General features: G+C 60.8%; 18 protein-coding genes and 1 pseudogene. 13 read left to right on the forward strand and 6 right to left on the reverse strand.

Annotation, left to right across the window (positions count from 1 at the left end):
* Positions 1-21: 21 nt before the first annotated feature.
* The 6 genes from GWE18_RS02200 (at position 22) to GWE18_RS02225 (ending at position 4,998) form a co-directional block, all read left to right on the forward strand.
* Entirely contained in the window at positions 22-1,176 is a 1,155-nt protein-coding gene (locus GWE18_RS02200) for an ABC transporter substrate-binding protein (protein WP_275184155.1), read from the forward strand.
* Positions 1,177-1,248: 72 nt separating this feature from the next.
* Positions 1,249-2,121 (forward strand): branched-chain amino acid ABC transporter permease, encoded by an 873-nt coding sequence (locus GWE18_RS02205; RefSeq protein ID WP_275184156.1) that lies wholly within the window; start codon positions 1,249-1,251, stop codon positions 2,119-2,121.
* Complete coding sequence (locus tag GWE18_RS02210; protein ID WP_275184157.1) at positions 2,118-3,164, forward strand: branched-chain amino acid ABC transporter permease; 1,047 nt, start codon at positions 2,118-2,120, stop codon at positions 3,162-3,164. Before GWE18_RS02205 ends, GWE18_RS02210 begins: the two co-directional genes overlap by 4 nt.
* On the forward strand, positions 3,164-3,940 hold the full coding sequence (locus GWE18_RS02215; RefSeq protein WP_275184158.1) for an ABC transporter ATP-binding protein: 777 nt from the start codon (positions 3,164-3,166) through the stop codon (positions 3,938-3,940). The genes GWE18_RS02210 and GWE18_RS02215 overlap by 1 nt, the downstream gene beginning before the upstream one ends.
* Positions 3,933-4,637 carry an ABC transporter ATP-binding protein gene (locus GWE18_RS02220; protein ID WP_275184159.1) on the forward strand — a complete coding sequence of 235 codons (705 nt, stop codon included), beginning with the start codon at positions 3,933-3,935 and terminating at the stop codon, positions 4,635-4,637. Before GWE18_RS02215 ends, GWE18_RS02220 begins: the two co-directional genes overlap by 8 nt.
* The gene (locus GWE18_RS02225) at positions 4,627-4,998 is read left to right on the forward strand and encodes a Rieske (2Fe-2S) protein (RefSeq protein ID WP_275184160.1); all 372 of its coding nucleotides are present in this window, start codon (positions 4,627-4,629) and stop codon (positions 4,996-4,998) included. Before GWE18_RS02220 ends, GWE18_RS02225 begins: the two co-directional genes overlap by 11 nt.
* On the opposite strand, the pseudogene GWE18_RS02230 reads toward GWE18_RS02225, so the two are convergent.
* The 3 genes and pseudogenes from GWE18_RS02230 to GWE18_RS02240 form a co-directional block, all read right to left on the reverse strand.
* Positions 4,995-5,848 (reverse strand): annotated as a pseudogene (locus tag GWE18_RS02230) (alpha/beta hydrolase). The gene GWE18_RS02225 and the pseudogene GWE18_RS02230 sit on opposite strands and share 4 nt — an antisense overlap.
* A gap of 84 nt (positions 5,849-5,932) precedes the next feature.
* The gene (locus tag GWE18_RS02235) at positions 5,933-7,216 is read right to left on the reverse strand and encodes a cystathionine gamma-synthase family protein (protein ID WP_275184161.1); all 1,284 of its coding nucleotides are present in this window, start codon (positions 7,214-7,216) and stop codon (positions 5,933-5,935) included.
* A gap of 275 nt (positions 7,217-7,491) precedes the next feature.
* On the reverse strand, positions 7,492-7,965 hold the full coding sequence (locus GWE18_RS02240) for a VOC family protein (RefSeq protein WP_275184162.1): 474 nt from the start codon (positions 7,963-7,965) through the stop codon (positions 7,492-7,494).
* 301 nt (positions 7,966-8,266) lie between these two features.
* Between GWE18_RS02240 and GWE18_RS02245 the strand changes: the two genes are divergently transcribed.
* From GWE18_RS02245 to GWE18_RS02265, 5 genes are all read left to right on the forward strand, one after another.
* Positions 8,267-8,671, forward strand: a complete 405-nt coding sequence (locus GWE18_RS02245; protein ID WP_275184163.1) for a hypothetical protein — start codon at positions 8,267-8,269, stop codon at positions 8,669-8,671.
* A 183-nt stretch (positions 8,672-8,854) separates the two neighbouring features.
* Complete coding sequence (locus tag GWE18_RS02250) at positions 8,855-9,766, forward strand: alpha/beta fold hydrolase (RefSeq protein ID WP_275184164.1); 912 nt, start codon at positions 8,855-8,857, stop codon at positions 9,764-9,766.
* Positions 9,767-9,772: 6 nt separating this feature from the next.
* Complete coding sequence (locus GWE18_RS02255; RefSeq protein ID WP_275184165.1) at positions 9,773-10,930, forward strand: MFS transporter; 1,158 nt, start codon at positions 9,773-9,775, stop codon at positions 10,928-10,930.
* A gap of 172 nt (positions 10,931-11,102) precedes the next feature.
* A complete protein-coding gene (gene msrA / locus GWE18_RS02260; RefSeq protein ID WP_275184166.1) occupies positions 11,103-11,648 on the forward strand; it encodes a peptide-methionine (S)-S-oxide reductase MsrA in 546 nt (181 codons plus the stop codon).
* Positions 11,645-13,285 carry an acetolactate synthase large subunit gene (locus tag GWE18_RS02265; RefSeq protein ID WP_275184167.1) on the forward strand — a complete coding sequence of 547 codons (1,641 nt, stop codon included), beginning with the start codon at positions 11,645-11,647 and terminating at the stop codon, positions 13,283-13,285. Before msrA ends, GWE18_RS02265 begins: the two co-directional genes overlap by 4 nt.
* Positions 13,286-13,380: 95 nt before the next feature.
* Here the strand turns inward: GWE18_RS02265 and GWE18_RS02270 are convergent, their stop codons facing one another.
* A complete protein-coding gene (locus tag GWE18_RS02270; protein WP_275184168.1) occupies positions 13,381-13,770 on the reverse strand; it encodes an HIT domain-containing protein in 390 nt (129 codons plus the stop codon).
* A 393-nt stretch (positions 13,771-14,163) separates the two neighbouring features.
* Here GWE18_RS02270 and GWE18_RS02275 point away from each other — a divergent pair, with 393 nt between their 5' ends.
* Positions 14,164-14,601 carry a CBS domain-containing protein gene (locus GWE18_RS02275; RefSeq protein ID WP_275184169.1) on the forward strand — a complete coding sequence of 146 codons (438 nt, stop codon included), beginning with the start codon at positions 14,164-14,166 and terminating at the stop codon, positions 14,599-14,601.
* 250 nt (positions 14,602-14,851) lie between these two features.
* Here the strand turns inward: GWE18_RS02275 and GWE18_RS02280 are convergent, their stop codons facing one another.
* Positions 14,852-15,409 (reverse strand): DUF892 family protein, encoded by a 558-nt coding sequence (locus GWE18_RS02280; RefSeq protein ID WP_275184170.1) that lies wholly within the window; start codon positions 15,407-15,409, stop codon positions 14,852-14,854.
* 176 nt (positions 15,410-15,585) lie between these two features.
* Positions 15,586-15,870, reverse strand: coding sequence for a hypothetical protein (locus tag GWE18_RS02285; protein WP_275184171.1), 285 nt, complete (start codon positions 15,868-15,870; stop codon positions 15,586-15,588).
* 396 nt (positions 15,871-16,266) lie between these two features.
* Here GWE18_RS02285 and GWE18_RS02290 point away from each other — a divergent pair, with 396 nt between their 5' ends.
* Positions 16,267-17,430: a trypsin-like peptidase domain-containing protein gene (locus GWE18_RS02290; RefSeq protein ID WP_275184172.1), complete on the forward strand. Its 1,164-nt coding sequence runs from the start codon at positions 16,267-16,269 to the stop codon at positions 17,428-17,430.
* The last annotated feature ends 83 nt before the right edge of the window (positions 17,431-17,513 follow it).

Here is a 17,513-nt window from a genome sequence, read left to right on the forward strand (position 1 = left end):
CAGCGGAGATTGGAGAACCACATGACACGGACTTTCAAAACTATTCCGGCGATTGCGCTGGCGGTCGGCTTGCTGGGTGGTGCCGCCGAGGCTCAGACCATCAAAATCGGCGTCAATGAACCTCTAACGGGTGCATTCGCGGCGTCCGGTACCTACGTCGTCAACGGCGCCAGGATCGCGGCCGATGAGATCAACGCAAAGGGCGGCATTCTCGGCAAGAAGCTCGAACTCGTCATCGAGGACAACAAGAGCAATCCGACCGAAGCAGCCGCCGTCGCCGAAAAGCTGATCACGAGCGACAAGGTGCCGGTGCTGATGGGAGCATGGGGCTCGAGCCTGACGCTTGCCGTGATGCCCAAGCTGATGGAATACGAAACGCCGATGGTGGTCGAGACCTCCTCATCGGGCAAGATCACCACGACCGGCAACCCCTATATCTTCCGCATCTCGCCGCCGTCGGCGATCGAGGCTGCGGCGTTCAAGGGGATCGTCGACAAACTCGAATTGAAGAAGGTCGATTTCCTGGTCATCAACAATGACTGGGGTCGCGGTACCGCTGAAGACTTCAGCAAGATGATGAAGGAAAAGGGGATCACGGTCGGGGCCATCGAGACCATGGATCAGGGCGCCCAGGACATGAGCGCGCAGCTTTCCAAGCTGAAGGGCACCGATTCCGAGACCATCATCGTGACCACAGCGGTGGACCAGCTCACGCTGATCTTCAAACAGGCCGCAGCACTCGGCCTCAAGAAGCGCATCATCACCACCGGCGGTTCGCAGAACCCGGATCAGATCATCGCGCAGGCGGGTGCCGCCGCCAACGGCACCATGCATCTGACGACCTTCCTGCCCTGGTTCCCCGAGAAGACGCCGAACCCGGAGGCGACCAGCTATTTTATCGCGGAATGGAAGAAGCGCGGCTACGACTTCGCCGGCTGCACCGAAAGCTTCCGTGGCTATGACGGTATCCGCACCGCGGCGGCGGCGATCGAAAAGGCAGGCAAGGCGGAGCCTGCGGCGATCAAGGCGGCACTTTGGGACATCAAGGTGAAGGGCCTCAACGGCGACATCGTGTTCCGCAAGTCCGGTCCGCAAGGCAAGGAAAGCGGTCAGAGCCAGCCCAACGTTTATCTGATCGAAATCACCGACGGCAAGATCGGCATGAAGACGCTCTGACGTCACGTTACTGACGGCGAGGGCCGCGGCAGACGGCGGCCCTCGACGGCATCAGGATATCTGGGAGCCACCTTGAGCGAGTTTCTGCAACATCTGATCAACATGCTGGTGCTCGGCGGCACCTATGCGCTGCTGGGCATCGGTCTCACCTTGATCTTCGGCATCATGAACGTCGTGAACTTCACGCATGGGGTGCTGTATACGTTCGGCGCCTACATCATGTTCATCGTGGTGCATCAGCTCGGAGTTAACTTCTTCCTGGCGCTGCCGCTTGCCGTCGTGGCCGGCTGGCTTCTTGGGGCGGTGATCGAGCTGACCTTGCTGCGCCCGCTGCGCGGCTCCGATATCGACACGACCATGCTTGTCATGATCGGCGCCTGGATCGCGATGCAGTCCGGCGCTCTGTGGATATGGGGCGGCGTGGCGAAATCGGTGACCACGCCGTTCCCCGAGGCGCCGCTGGTACTGGGGCCGGTCTCGGTGTCCTGGCTGCGGCTGTTCGTGCTTGCGGCGGCGGCGATGCTGATCGTCGTCACCTATCTCCTGATCAACAGGACAAAGCTCGGCTGTGCGATGCGGGCGACGTTTCAGGATCAGGACACCGCCTCGCTGATGGGCGTCAATGTCGACCTGATCTACACCTCGACCTTCGCGATCGGTTCGAGCCTTGCCGCCGCGGCAGGCGCGCTGCTCGGTCCCGTCTACGTGATCTTCCCGCAGATGGGCGATCTCGCCGCCGTCAAGGCATTCGCGATCGTGATCCTCGGCGGGCTCGGCAACATCACCGGCGCGGTGATCGGCGGCTTCGTCCTGGCTTTGGCGGAGGAACTGGGCGCCGGCTATGTTTCGTCGGGGTACCGCGACGCCATGGGCTTTTTGATCATTATCGCGGTTCTGATCTTCAAGCCGACCGGACTTTTCGCGCGCTCGGAGCGCGTCGGATGAAGTCAGCGATCGCCATTCTCACAGTCGTCGCGTTCGCATCGGTGCCGCTCTGGCTGCGCGATCCATATCTCATGAATGCGCTGATCACGACGGGCATCTTCATCATCGGTGCGATGAGCCTCAATCTGCTGCTCGGGTTCACCGGCCAGCTCAGCCTCGGTCACATCGCGTTCTTCGGCATCGGCGCCTATGTCAGCGCATTGACGTCGCTTGGCTTTGACGTCGGCTTGCCCTTCGGCTTCCGCATTGTTCATGTGCCCTGGCCGCCGATCGTGGGCTTTGTATTGGCCATCGTCGTTGCGGGATTATGCGGATACCTCGTGGGGCTGCTCTCGTTTCGGGTCCGCGGCGCCTATTTCGTGATCGTGACGATTTCCTTTGCCGAAGTGGTACGGCTGGTGGCGCTGAACTGGGTCGAGCTGACGCAGGGACCGTTGGCGCTGACCAACATTCCCTCGATTACAATCGGATTGCCAGGTCTTGGAGATCTGACCCTCCGCACCAAGCTGCAGAACTACTACCTCGTGCTTGCCGTCGCTGTTGTCACCTATGTGCTGATCTCGCGCCTGGTCCATTCGCATTTCGGCCGCGCCATGCGCGGGCTGATGGAAAACGAAACACTGGCGGTATCCGTCGGCATCGACGTGACAAGGACGCTCACGCTGGCGGCCGTGATCTCGGCCGGGATCGCAGGCGCAGCCGGCAGTCTTTATGCACACTACATCCGGATCATCGATCCCGAGGTGTTCGCCTTCATCAACACGGTGACGATGGTGATCATGGTCATCACCGGCGGCAAGGGATCGCTCGCCGGGCCTGTCGTCGGCGGCATGATCTTCGGGCTGTTGCCTGTGTTTCTGCGTCCGATCATGGCGCCGGAGGCGCAATGGATCGCCTATGGCGGCGTGCTGATCGTCATCCTGTTCGTATTGCCGCGCGGCATCGTACCGTCGCTGGCGCTCCGATTTCGGAAACCGAAGAGCCGGGCCGAGACGCTTGCCCCGGTCGCCTTTTCCGAACGCGACGCCAAGGAGCACGCGTGATGACGGCGATCGCCTTGGAGGTCGAGAAGGTCGCTGTGCACTTCGGCGGGCTCGTCGCACTCTCGGACATGAACTTCACGGTCGGCGAGGGCGAGATCGTCAGCCTGATCGGGCCAAACGGCGCTGGCAAGACGACGGCGTTCAACGTCGTTACCGGCTTTCTGGATCCGACCCACGGCGCCGTGAGCTATCGCGGGACGTCGCTCAACGGATTGAAGCCGCATCAGATCGCCGATCTCGGCTTGATCCGCACCTTCCAGCGCACCAGTGTGTTTCCGAACGACACCGTTTACGACAATCTGCTGGTCGGGCTGCATCGCCAGGGCAGGGTGAGCCTGCTCGAGGCCATTATGGGCCTGCCGCGCGCCCGGTCGTCGCAGCGGCGTTTGCGGGAGCGGGCCAGCGAACTGGTCGAATGGGTCGGCCTCGAACGCCGCGCCCACGATCTTGCGGGCTCGCTGTCCTACGGCGAGCAGCGGCTTGTCGGCGTGGCGCTGGCGCTGGCCGCCGAGCCGTCGATGCTGCTGCTCGATGAGCCGGTCTCCGGCATGAACGCCTCGGAAACGCACACCTTCGTGCAGTTGGTCCGCAACATCCGGGATCGCGGCGTCACCATCCTGCTCGTCGAGCACGACATGCCGATGGTGATGAGTGTCTCCGATAGGATAGTGGTGCTGAACTACGGCCGGATCATTGCCGAGGGGACGCCGAACGTGATCCGGAACGATCCGGCCGTCATCGAGGCCTATCTCGGGCAGGGAGCGACACGTGCTTGAGATCCGAGACATGGTGTGTGGCTACGGCGGCGTCACGGCATTGCGCGGCATTTCGCTGGAGGTCAAGGCCGGGCAGCTCGTCGCCTTAATCGGCGCCAACGGCGCCGGCAAGAGCACCACGCTGCGCGCGATCTCCGGGCTCGTTGCGCCGCGCTCGGGGTCGATGCTGTTCGAGGGCAAGGACATTGCGGGCGCCAGGCCGCCGCGCGTGGTGGCCAGCGGGATCGCGCATTGTCCGGAAGGACGGCGGGTATTTCCGCATATGACGGTGGAGGAAAATCTCGGCATGGGGGCCTATCTGCGCAGCAGTGCCGCCGAGATCGCGGCGGACCGCGACCGGATCTATGCCGAGTTTCCGCGCCTGGCCGACCGCAAGCGGCAGGCCGCCGGCACGTTGTCGGGCGGCGAACAACAAATGCTGGCGATCGGCCGGGCGCTGATGTCACGTCCACGCCTGATCATGTTCGACGAGCCTTCCCTCGGGCTCGCGCCCAACATCGTCGAGCGGACTTTTGCGATCATCCGCGGCATCCGCGATGCCGGAACGACGGTCCTGCTGGTGGAGCAGAACGCGTTTGCGGCGCTCGAGATGTGCGACTATGCCTATCTGCTGGAAGCTGGCCGCATCGTTCTGTCCGGACCGGGCGCCGACATGATCGAGAACGAGCACGTGCGAAAGGCCTATCTTGGCGGATGAGCGGCTCGAAACGGCGGCGTTGTCAGGCGACGGGAAATGGATGCCGGTCTGCGGGCTCAGCCGGCTGATTTCACAAACGATCGTCTGTGTCCGCGTGACCGGCATCGACTTGATCCTGGTCTGGAGCGAAGGGCGCGCGGTCGCCTGCGAGCGGACGTGCCCGCACGAACAGGCTGACCTCAGTCTTGGGCACCTGTCGGGAGAACGCTTGTTCTGTCCCCGTCACGCGGCGTCATTCGATCTCCGTAATGGCCGGATTTCCTATGGCTGGCCGAGCCGGCCGTTGCGGCTGTACCCGGTTCGGATCAGAGACGATCAGGTCTGGATCGACGCCGGCGCGATCAAGTCGCCGGCGAATTAGCCGACGAGCTTTCGGGCGATATCGACAAGCGCGCCGTCTGGGCGCCGCAGTTCGCTGAGGATGCTGAAATGGTCTGCACCTTCGATCGGGAAGAGCTTGCCCGGCGCGCCAGCGGCGGCGCGCATTTCATGAAGCTTGATTGAGTCGAAAACCTGCGCCGGCAGTTCGGCCGTGCCATAGGCGATGTCGAGCCGCTTGTGGACGGCGGGTAGGCGAAGCGGCGATAATGCCGCGACTTCCGCGCTGGTCAGCTTCAGCGCATTGTTGAGCCCGGTGTCGCGGATGGGCGCAAGATCGTACACGCCGGAAATCGCCAGTCCCGCGGATGATCGAGTGCCATTGCAACAAGGTGAGCGCCGGCCGACCAGCCCGACAGCACGACGGGCCCGGAGATACCGTATGACGCTCCGTTTTGGGCCAGCCAGTCGAGCGACTGGGATATCTCCGTCACGATCTCCGTCAGCGACGCGTCTGGGGCCAGCGAATATCCGGGAATGGCGACCGACCAGCCATGGGCAGCTACGCCCTCGACCAGCATGGCAAACACTTCGCGCGAATTCCGCTGCCAGTAACCGCCATGCAGGAATATCAGGCAGGGCGCCATCTTGTCTGCTGCCGGATAGAGATCGATCTTCGTCCTTTCGCGGTCGCCATAGGGAACATCAAGAAGCGAGTTGCGGCTGGCGCGCAGCGTTTCGGACATCCGGTTTCTTTCCGCGATCAGCGCTGCGCTGTTCTTTACCGCCGCATTGTTGTCATAGGCAGCGTCGCGCTCCGCCTGGGAAAGGGTTGCCCAGTTCAGCCGCGGATCGAGGGGCCTATCCGTCGTCGTCGCCGAGGTATCAGTCACGCGCGTCACTCCTGCGGAAACCAAAGCATTCGTTGTTGTTCAAGTCGCTCAGCGACGACCACCAGTATCACGCGTGGCATGCAGCTATGCCTCGTTCAAGGCCTGCCCGAGGTCTGCGATCAGATCGGACGGGTGTTCGATGCCGATCGACAGCCGGATCGTGCAGTCGAGTACGCCGATTTTTTGCCTGATGTCAGCGGGAACGCCGGAGTGGGTCATGCTTGCAGGCAGGCTGGCGAGCGATTCGGTGCCGCCCAGGCTCACGGCCAGCTTAAAGATCTGCAGCGCGTTCAAGAATTTGAATGCGGCAGCTTGGCCACCGACAATGTCGAACGAGAATGTGGAGCCTGCACCAGTGCATTGCCTTGCAAACAGTCGGCCGGCAGGGGACAGCTCATCGTGGTGACCAAGGTAATGGACTTTAGCCACTTTGGCGTGGTCGCGCAGGTAATCTGCGACGAGCCGCGCGTTTCCGTCAGCTTTCTCCATGCGGATGCTCAGTGTTTCGAGCGACCGGCTGATCATCCAGCAGGAATGGGGGTCCAATTGAGTGCCAATCGCGCCTCGCAACGCTTTGACTTCTTTCATGAGCGCTTTTGAGCCGAGCGCAGCGCCTGCGATCAAGTCGGAATGTCCGCCGATATATTTGGTCAGCGAGTACAACGAAAGATCCGCGCCGTGCTCGATCGGTCTCTGAAACACCGGTCCGAGCAAAGTATTGTCGCATGCGATGATCGGCGTATTCCCCTGGGCCTGGCCAATCATCTCGGCGACGCGGCGGACCATCACTATGTCGACCAGGCCGTTGGTGGGATTGGCCGGCGTCTCGATGAAAATCATCGCAACCCGGCCTTTGCGCATGGCTTCCTCCGCTGCGGCTCTGACCGCGGTTTCGTCGATGCCGTCGGAAAAGCCCACAGCGCCGATGGAGAGACGCGCAAGCGTCTTCGCGAACAGAGTCTCCGTCCCGCCATATAGCGGCTGAGAGTGCAGAACGACGTCGCCGGGGCGGACGAAAGCCAGTATTGTGGTCGAAATCGCGGCCATGCCCGAAGAGAACAGCGCGCAATTCTCGGCGCGCTCGTAGACCGAAAGCCTGTCCTCGACGATCTCGCTGTTTGGGTGATTGAAGCGTGAGTACACCAGGCCGGCGCCCATCCCCTCGGGGGGCTCGCGCCGGCCTGAGACGAAATCGAAGTAGTCCTGTCCGTCTTCGGCGGTCCTGAAGACGAAGGTCGAGGTCAGGAACACCGGTGGTTTGACGGCTCCTTCCGACAGTTGCGGATCGTAGCCGTAGTTCAGCATCAGCGTTTCGGGATGCAGCATGTGGTTGCCGATGTGGGTCTTCGACGGAAACGGTTTTACCATGGCTGTCTCGCTGTCGGGATTCGGAGCGTCGCACTGCGTTGGAGGTCCGCAATGGCGAGGCGATCAGGAGGGTTGGATGCGACGGCATCCAACGGCTCCAGCTAATCTTGCAGATAGCGTAGCAACTTTTGGGACTGATTTCACTGCGCCAGAAGCGGAGTTCGTAATTCAGGTCCGGCCGCAGACGCAAGCCACCAGACCGGAATCGTCTTCCCGCGTGGCTTGATCTCGCCACTGCCTTCAATAGAGGATCGCAGGCGCCTGCAACCGCAACGTCAACCGCGACGCGCCGCCTTGATCGCGGCGACGTCGATCTTCTTCATTCCCAGCATCGCATCAAACGCGCGTTTTGCTTCATCACCGCCGGCCGCTAACGCCTCGGTTAGCACGCGCGGCGTGATTTGCCAGGAAACGCCCCATTTGTCTTTGCACCAGCCGCACGCGCTTTCCTGCCCGCCATTGCCGACGATGGCGTTCCAGTAGCGGTCGGTCTCATCCTGATCGTCGGTAGCGATCTGAAACGAGAAGGCTTCGTTATGTTTGAACGCGGGGCCGCCGTTGAGGCCGATACAAGGGACGCCGGCAACCGTGAATTCGACCGTCAGCACATCACCCGCCTTGCCGGATGGATAGGCACTGGGTGCACGGTGGACGGCGCCCACTACGCTGTCGGGAAAGGTCTCGGCGTAGAAGCGAGCAGCAGCCTCGGCGTCCTTGTCATACCAGACGCAAATCGTGTTCTTTGCCATTGCGAGTCCTTTTGGTTCCACTCCAGATCACGCTCATTCGCAGTCCTGTCGATATGCTCCAGACTTGTTTTTTTGTCTAGCTGCTCATTCTGCATCCAGCGGAGCTCTTCGCGCTCGCTGAGGTGATTTTGATCTTTCCTATGGTGCGAGAACCGACCTATATCGCGGTCCGGAGGACGCTACGATGTTTGGGAAAAGGCGGCGAGAGAAGATTCTGCGCGAGCATGAAGCCGAGGAGGCTTAGGCGCGATTCGAGCGGAACAAGCGTGCCGGCAAGGCTATCTACGCAGCGATCGCTGACTTGAAGAAAGTGCCGCGCGAAAATCTGCCGGATACGGTGTTCTTGCTTTTCATGGAGGCAAAGCAGCAGAGCGAGCTGATTCGGCGATCGATAACGGACCGCACCCGCTATGAGTCCAATTTCGAGGGGATGGTCGACAGCGATCTCGCGACTTACCTTGCGCAGGACGCGGCGTATGCGCTCCGGGATCACGTCACAAATCCGCAGACATTCTTCGAGGCGATGTCCGAGCAACTGCCCGACGTGCACTTCACGATCCAGCAGCAGGACGCCGTTTCGATGGTTGCCGCGATGATCCGTGAGCAGCGGCTGGAAGGAATTCTGGAAGGCTTGCGACTTGCCGGGCTATTGAACGAAGTGCCAAACCGCCGTCGCGCCGGCCTGGAGACCGAAGGGTCGGGTTAGTCTCAATTCGAAGCGGCTGCTGGCACCATGCCCCACAACGAAAAATTTGGCCGCGGGTTCCTCAAGCAACATAGCTGCCCGTTGCTCCGATCATCCCGGCAACTTTAGCAATTTTTACCAAGCGGGAGCCCACGCCACCACATATCCAAAGGAGCAGTTGCCCTGTTCGAACCGGAGGCTCCAATGATACCGGCAAACGAAACCTTCAATGGCACCTATCCATTCAAGCCTAACTTCACCAGCGCTCCAGGATTCCGTATGCACTACGTCGATGAAGGTCATGGAGAGCCGATCGTATGTCTCCATGGTGAGCCGACCTGGGGTTACATATATCGAAAATTCATCCCGTCGCTCAGCAGATCACATCGCGTCATCGTTCCCGACCACATGGGATTTGGGAAGAGCGAGACCCCGGCTGATCGCGAGTACACGCTCCGAACCCATGTTGATAATCTCGAGGCGCTCCTCCTCGGACTTAACCTCGCCGATATCACGCTGGTCATGCAGGATTGGGGTGGGCCGATCGGAGGAGGGTTCGCCTGCCGTCATCCCGATCGTGTCAAGCGGCTCTGTCTGCTGAATACAATCGTGCCGCTCGGCCTTCCACTGGAGCCGGCCCTCTTTCCCAAGAACATGGAATCGGAGTGGTTTCGCTGGATACGAAAATCGCACGACGATGGATCGCTGGAGAACGTACTTGGTCATCTCGATGTGACAGTCTTAAGCGTCATGAAGCTTCTTGGATTCGAGAACAGCGCAGCCGTCGACCAAACGTGGATTCAGGCATACGGCGCCCATTTCCGAACCAAGGAGGACTGTGTTGGTGCGATCAACTTTCCCCTCGATTTTGCACTTGGCAAAGCGCAATTTCAGACCGGGAGGCCGGATCAGGCCGAGGCAGTCAGACGGAAGCCGGCAATGCTTGCCGAGGGTATGCGGGACAAGGCCGTGCTGCCTGAAACTGCGCTTACTCATTTTCGGACAGCATTTCCGGATGGAGCCGTGATCGAATTGGAAAATGCGGGTCACTACTGCCAGGAGGACGTACCGGAAATTCTGATTGCGCTGATCAAACAATTCGTTCAGCTCAGGTGAGTTTGCGTGCATAGAACGCAGCTCGTCGCGCTCGCATTCGGCTATTTCGTTGTGGGGATCGGCGCCTTCGCGGTGAGCGGTCTGCTTAACGAGATTGCGAAAGACCTCGGAACGTCAGTCGCAGGCGCCGGACAATTGATGTCCACCTATTCGGCTGCCCTCGCGATTGGGGCGCCGCTGCTCACACCTCTCACCAAGCGACTTCAGCGGCGCGCGCTGATTACTGCGGGACTGGTGTTATTTGGAGCCATGCAGTTTGCCGCGGCCATTGCGCCGACCTACGGTACGCTCATGGCGGTGCGCGTCTTTGCTGGGTTCGCTGCGGCGATCGTCACCCCGCATTCGATCGCCGCCGCTGGGCTGGCAGCACCGTCTGGACAGGGTGGCAGAGCCATCGCCACGATGTTTCTAGGCTTTACCCTTTCCATTGTGATTGGGATACCCGCAGGAAATGCGTTGGGAGCAGTTCTCGGTTGGCGTGCAACGTTGGGCCTTGTGGGCGCAATGGCGTTCATGAGCGCGATCTGGATCGGACTCGCCGTTTCAGCGGAACTTCCGAACATGCCGGTAGACTGGAATGCGTGGCGGTCCTTGGTGCGTAATGCGGCACTTCTTTGGTTGTTGCTGACCACGGTTCTTCAGTGTGCGGGTCAATTTACCCTTTATACTTACCTTGCACCAGCACTTCGGGACAGCCTGGAAGTCAACGCAAGAGAAATTGGCCTTCTGTTCGGGTGGTTCGGGTTGTCGGGGCTCATCGGCAACTTCATTGCAAGTCGCATTATCGATCGCGCTGGTGCGGCACGTGTCGTCGCTGTGTGTCTGGCGCTGATCATTGCGGCGTTCGTGGCATGGCCCCTGGCAGAAGGATCGATGAAGCTAACGATGCTGGCGATCCTGATATGGGGGCTCGGCGGCTTTGCTATTCATCCGTCTCAGCAAGCGCGACTGGTGGCAATCGCGCCGAATTTGGCTTCAGCTACTGCCGCCCTAAATTCGTCCGGCACATATCTCGGACAGATGCTCGGCAGTGTCCTGGGAGGCGGGCTGACCAGCGGGTTCAGCACGAACGCGCTCGCGTGGGGAGGAGCTGTGTTGCTTCTGGCAGCAAGTGGAACCGCATTTGCCGCAGGCCGATCGCAAGCCCCCAGAATGTCATGCTGAGTGCCGGTTCTCACCACGTGAACTGTGCACCCGCGCGAGGGGGAATGTCGGCTTGTGGCAGGCACAAATCGCACCTTCGTGGATCATTGCGTTTCTGCATCGTTCGGCGGCATTATGCGTCCCTGATAGCGTTGCGGGAACGACGCCCGCGGCGTATCCAGGGAGGATAGACATGACGGTTTCGACGGAACGCGCGGTCCTGGCCGGCGGCTGCTTCTGGGGCATGCAGGATCTGATACGCCGCTATCCCGGCGTGATTTCAACCAGGGTCGGCTACACCGGCGGCGAGGTGCCAAACGCGACCTATCGCAACCACGGCAATCACGCCGAGGCCATTGAGATCACCTTCGATCCGCAAACCATCAGCTATCGCAGGCTGCTGGAATTCTTTTTCCAGATCCATGATCCCTCGACGCTGAACCGCCAGGGCAACGACCGCGGCGCGAGCTACCGGTCGGCCATCTTCTATACCAGCGACGCGCAGAAGCGGATCGCTGAAGACACCATCGCCGATGTCGATGCTTCCGGCCTTTGGCCGGGCAAGGTTGTCACCGAGGTGGCCCCCGCCGGACCGTTCTGGCAGGCCGAGCCCGAGCATCAGGATTATCTTGAAAAGTATCCTGACGGCTACACCTGTCACTTCATTCGGCCGGAATGGACGCTGCCGCATCGGGCCGAGAAAGCCGAACCCGGCGCGGGCGGAGTTTCGGCCGCATGACAAAAGCTTCCGATCTGCTGGTTACCGCCCTTGAGAACGAGGGCGTGGGGTACATCTTCGCCATTCCCGGCGAGGAGAATCTCGACGTGCTGGAGTCGCTGCGCCGCTCGAGGATCAAGCTGGTGTTGACGCGCCACGAGCAGGCTGCCGGCTTCATGGCGGCCACACATGGGCGTCTCACCGGGCGCGCCGGCGTCTGCCTGACGACGCTGGGTCCCGGTGCGCTCAATTTGACGACGGCCGCGGCCTACGCGCATTTGGGCGCGATGCCGATGGTCATGATCACAGGACAGAAGGCGATCCGGAGCAGCCGCCAGGCGCGCTTCCAAATCGTCGACATGGTCGCGACCATGCGGCCGCTCACCAAGATGGCGACGCAGATCGTCTCCGCGCAGAGTATTCCGACCCTGGTTCGCGACGCCTTCCGGGTCGCGCAACAGGAGCGGCCGGGCCCCGTGCATCTCGAACTTCCCGAGGATATCGCGGCCGACGAAGCCGCGGCCGACATCATTCCCCCGCATGTCGTCGAGCTTCCGGTCGCGCCTGCAGCGGCCATCGAGCGCGCCGCAGCCATGATCATGGGCGCCAGCAGACCGCTCGTCATGCTGGGCGCCGCGGCGAGCCGCCCGCATCTCGCCGAGCCGCTGTCGGCGTTCGTGCAACGATGCAGGATTCCGTTCTTCAATACCCAGATGGGGAAGGGCGCGGTCAATGCCGGCTCCAACCTCTATATGGGCACGGCCGCGCTGTCGGAGCGGGATTGGGTCCACAAGGCCATCGACCAGGCCGATCTGATTATTTCGATTGGCCACGACACCGTCGAGAAGCCGCCATTCCTGATGGGCCATGATGGACCGCAGGTTATCCATGTCGGCGCCACGCCGGCGACGGTGGAACAGGTATACTTCCCGCAGGCGGAGATCGTCGGCGACGTCGGCGCGAGCCTCACAAGCCTGGCCGATCGCCTCGAAGGCAAGCTCCCCAATGGTCAGACATTGCTGGGTTTGCGGGAAGGGATCCTCGCCCGCCTCGCCGAGCGGTCGACGGAGGATCGGTTTCCTCTGACGCCGCAACGCATCGTGCACGACGTCCGCCAGGTCATCCCGCCGGACGGCATCGTTGCCCTCGACAACGGCATGTACAAGATCTGGTTCGCCCGCAACTATCGCACCAGCGTCGCCAACACGCTGCTGCTCGACAACGCGCTCGCGACCATGGGGGCGGGTCTTCCTTCGGCGATCGCAGCGTCGCTGATTTATCCGGACAGGCGCGTGCTCGCCGTCTGCGGCGATGGCGGCTTTATGATGAATTCGCAGGAGCTTGAGACGGCCGTGCGGCTCAAACTGAATCTCGTCGTGCTCGTGCTCGAGGATCGTGCCTACGGTATGATCCGATGGAAACAGGAAGTCGACAGATATTCCGACTTCGGTCTCGACTTCGGCAATCCTGATTTCGTCGCCTATGCCAAGTCATATGGCGCCAAGGGCTCCCGCGTAGGCAAAGTCTCGGAGCTCTCTACAATGCTGGAAGCTGCTTTCAGTGAAGGCGGTGTCCATCTCGTCGTAGTGCCCGTCGATTACAGCGAGAACATGCGCGTACTTGTCAACGAGCTATCCCCGATAGTCGAGGCCAGGTGAACGGATTCTGTTAGCGCCTTGAGGATCGCCCGTCACCGCGCGGGCGACCGCGCGAGATCGGCCGCTTACGCGGCACGCTCGCAACGGCTCAATCGCTATGCGGCCGGATAGGTCGGAGATCGCACAAGTGCGTCGCGGATTGCTTTCGCATTCCGCTCAAAATCTCCCGGATCGCCGATTGCCCTGCCTGGAGCAGGATACAGCCAAATATGCGCATGCGGCACTTCTTCGCCCATGATGCGGGAATGTATTTCCTCGCAGAAGGCCTTCTGCATTGCCCGTGCAATCGTCCGTACGACTTCAAAGTACGCACCGGCATCCGGCACGTCCCAGACCCAGCGGACGTGCCTTCTTGGGATCACAAGCGTGTGACCGGGAGATTGCGGGCGAATGTCGAGAAAGGCGAGATGCTCATCGTCCTCGTACACTTTCGTAGACGGAATCTCGCCACGGGCGATTTTGCAAAACGGACAATCGACCATCATTCAGGTCCTTTCCCGCGCCGCGAAACCGAGGAGCGGACGAGAATTTCGATGCGGAATCAACGCGCGTTTCTGTCACAGGTTCACGTTGGTGAGCCCGACGAAACCAGGCAGTGACGGGCATCTGGCCCTCGTGACGCCAGTCGATCTATGCCGGCGGACGGCACGCCGGACAATCGAGTGGCTCAGGCCCGTGCAGGAGCGGGCGGTAGTGCGGCTGACCACGCGTCCAGAACACCCTGCGTCGATATCACCGCAAGCAGGCGGAACCAAACGCTCCCGGAGTGGCGAACGCGCGGGCATCAGGTCCGTTGAGATTGTGTGTTCACACAGCATCGAGACGGCCCACCCAAGCCTATTTCCGAGCCGCTTCGGTGGTGCACATAGGAGGTGCCCATGAAGATCCGTGAGGTGATGACACGAGATACCAAACTTGCAGCTCCAGACGACACGCTCCGGCACGCAGCGAAGCTCATGAATGAGTATGATTGCGGAATATTGCCCGTGGCCGAAGGTGACCGCCTCGTCGGCATGATAACAGATCGCGATATTGCGGTGCGATGCGTCGCTGAGGGCAAGGGCCCGAATACCAAAGTTCGTGACGCGATGACGGAAGAGGTGAAGTATTGTTTCGAGGACGAGAATGTGTCTCACGTTTGTGAGAACATGAGCGAAATCCAGGTGCGGCGGCTGCCAGTCATGGACCGAAACAAGCGTCTCGTTGGCATCGTTTCGCTCGGCGACCTGGCATCCAAGGCGCCGGCGACTGCCAAGGCGCTACGCGGCATTGCGCAGCCGAGCATGCAGCACAACCAGCGTTCTGCTGCCGCTTGAGTCGGACGTTGTGACGCAGGTGCGGAGCACGCAATGGGCAGACTTCGCGAGCCCTCGATCAGGCTTCGCGGGTGCTTGATTCGGCTTGTTGCAGTTGCCTCGCTCAGTGTCGTGTCGCACGGATACGCGCGGACCCAATCCGGAGGAGGAAATTCAGAGGAGGAGAGTTGACAGTCGGCGAAGGCGGAGGACCGTTTGGAGCAGACCCGGCCCTCCAGCGTGCAGCGCCGGCGAAGAGTCCGGGTCAACGCTAAGCCGCAAGCGCCTGCTGGTTCACCTCGCTCTTGGCGAGTTTCGTCAGCAGAGCATCGGTCTCCTTTTCCTCTTCCAGGCTCTCATGCAAGATCTTCTGATCGTCGCGCAGGTCGAGTTGGCCCGCCAAAGCCGCTGCGGAGCCATAGGCTGCAATCTCGTAATGTTCAAGCTTTTGGACCGATGCGATAAGCCCCGCATCGCGTAGCTCGTCGCCTTTCAGCATTGCCAACATCTTCTTGGTTTCTTGTATGAGGGCCTGCATCGACTGGTCGATATGTGCCGACGCACTTGCGTCATGCTTTTGCAAGATCGACTCAAGTCGTTGCCGCTGAACCAGCGTTTCTTCCTGATGGAGCATTAAAGCTTCCTTCAGAGACGGATGAGATGCGGCTGCGGCCATCCGTTTCAATGCGCCTGCGAGCTGTCCTTCCACGCTCGCCAGTTCCTGCAACTCGGCAATGTACATGTCCTTGAAGTTGTTAATCTGCATCATGGTTGCCTTTTCATTTGCGATCGGGCCTGACAGCGCCCGGAAGACGATCTCCGCGTCCAAACACGCGCCTAAGCCACTCTAAACTAAACGAAATGGTGAGCGGTTGGTTGCGCCTCGTTTCGTGATATCGGGGCCACCGATGGCTGCCGCCGGTTCCGATGAGCGCTAACAGGCCGGCGAGCCTGCTATCGCCCCGGTTCGGTTTGATGGGACGCGCGGAAGCCCGATCTCTAGAATCAGGATTGAGAGAGGTAGCGTGGCAGCTCGCGCTCGAACTCGGGAAAGTAACGGGAGATCACAGTGATGTCGAAACGCCGCAGGATCGATCCCTGGGGCTCGCGATCGAGCAGGAACTGGAACGCCGCCTCGATGCAACCCTCGGGCGTGTGTGTGCCCGTCGTCAGCCGTTCCCAGGTATCTCTTGCCATCGTGACGTGATGGCGCGTCTCGCCGTTTCCCGCACGGACGATAACCTCGAATTCGAATGGATCGCCTTCGCCGACTCGCTCGACCTTGATCACAGCCTGCCTTCACCGAAATCGGCTCAATGTGGTTGTCGTGGCAGATCCATCCTAACACAAGGGCCGACGGTTCAAAGAAAGCTGCGGAGGCTCGCCGCAAGTTCAGCGGGCGCCCCAGCGAACGGATGTAAGTGAGGCGGGCGTGTGCGTCCCGGTGGAACTGCAAAGATCACGTTGAGAATTATGCGGAATTGTCGCTGACGAGGCGATCAGTCGGCATGGCTTTCCGGCATTTGGATGATCTTCCTTGTCCACCTTGAGCTGGAAAGGAACTGCTGGCGCAGCAGATTGTTGAGCTCACAGTTGCCGCGAGCGTCTGGCCGCTCTCACAGGACTGACGGCGAGCCAAACGTGCGGGCGTCTGATGTCAAAACCGCGGTGAGGTGATCACAGGCTATGGCTCGTGTAGATTTGGTTTTCAACTGGCGCCGGGCGTCGATGATGGCCGGGACGGTCGCTTTCGCGATTCCGGTGATCGCTGATATCGCGCAGGCAACGGCAAATTCTCCGGGCCAGGCTTCCTTCGCGGGCAGGCCGGCGACATTGATCGAGCGGGTTGCTGATACTGAAGTTGGTGGTGGACCTGGCGATTTCGCCGATCTCGCCGAAAAGATTCAGCCGGCCGTGATTGGGGTGCGTTCCAAAGGGGCGGATCCGCATGCGCCCGATCGAGGGAAGGCACCGAAAACACTCGAATTGATCAGTGCTGGATCAGGCTTCTTCATCTCTCCGGACGGCTATGCCGTGACCAGCAGTCACGTCGTGGAAGGCAACGACACGGCCGAGATCCGAACCAGCGACAACACGGCCTATTCGGCAAGAATCATAGGAAGGGACTCGTGGAGCGATATCGCCTTGATCAAGGTCGACGGACGCACGGACTTCAGCTACGTAAAGCTCGCTGACCAGCCGCCGCGCGTGGGCGATTGGGTGCTTACCGCCGGAAATCCGCTTGCGGTCGGAGGTACCGTGACGGCCGGTATTATTTCAGCGCGCGAACGCGACATCGAGGTTGGTTCAGGGAAAGATTTCATCCAGATCGATGCGGCCATCAACAGCGGCGATGCCGGCGGTCCGAGCTTCAATGCCCGAGGCGATGTCATCGGCGTCAACAGCATGATCTTTTCACCCTCCCAAGGCTCAGTGGGCGTTGCTTTTGCGGTCCCGGCCGATACGGTCAAGGCAGTGATACCGCAGCTAAAGGAGAAGGGCGCGGTCACGCGCGGATGGATCGGGACTAAAGTTCAATCGGTCACTCCTGAACTTGCCGACGGCCTCGGACTGAGCAATGTCCGCGGTGCGATCGTGGCAATGGTTCAAGACAATGGTCCCGCTGCGAAAGCCGGATTGAGAAGCGGAGACGTGGTCACCTCGGTGGGGGGTGAGTCAGTGAAGAACGCCAACGAGTTAATCAGGAAAGTCGGCGCGATGGCGCCGGGCGCTTCGACCCAGCTCACGGTGCTTCGGCAAGGAAAAGAGAGCTCATTGAGCGTGACCTTGGGGCAGCAGCCGAATGAACCCAACGCGCCCGCGGCAAAGCCAAGAGAAAATCCAAGATAGCCGGCGTTCGGAGCAGCTCGCGCCAGATATTCGCGGCGTCCAATCTTTGCGAAAGCCAATCACGTCATCGCTTGCAACAACTT

This window comes from Bradyrhizobium sp. CSA112, assembly GCF_029051645.1.
In the GTDB taxonomy this organism is placed as follows: Bacteria; Pseudomonadota; Alphaproteobacteria; order Rhizobiales; family Xanthobacteraceae; genus Bradyrhizobium.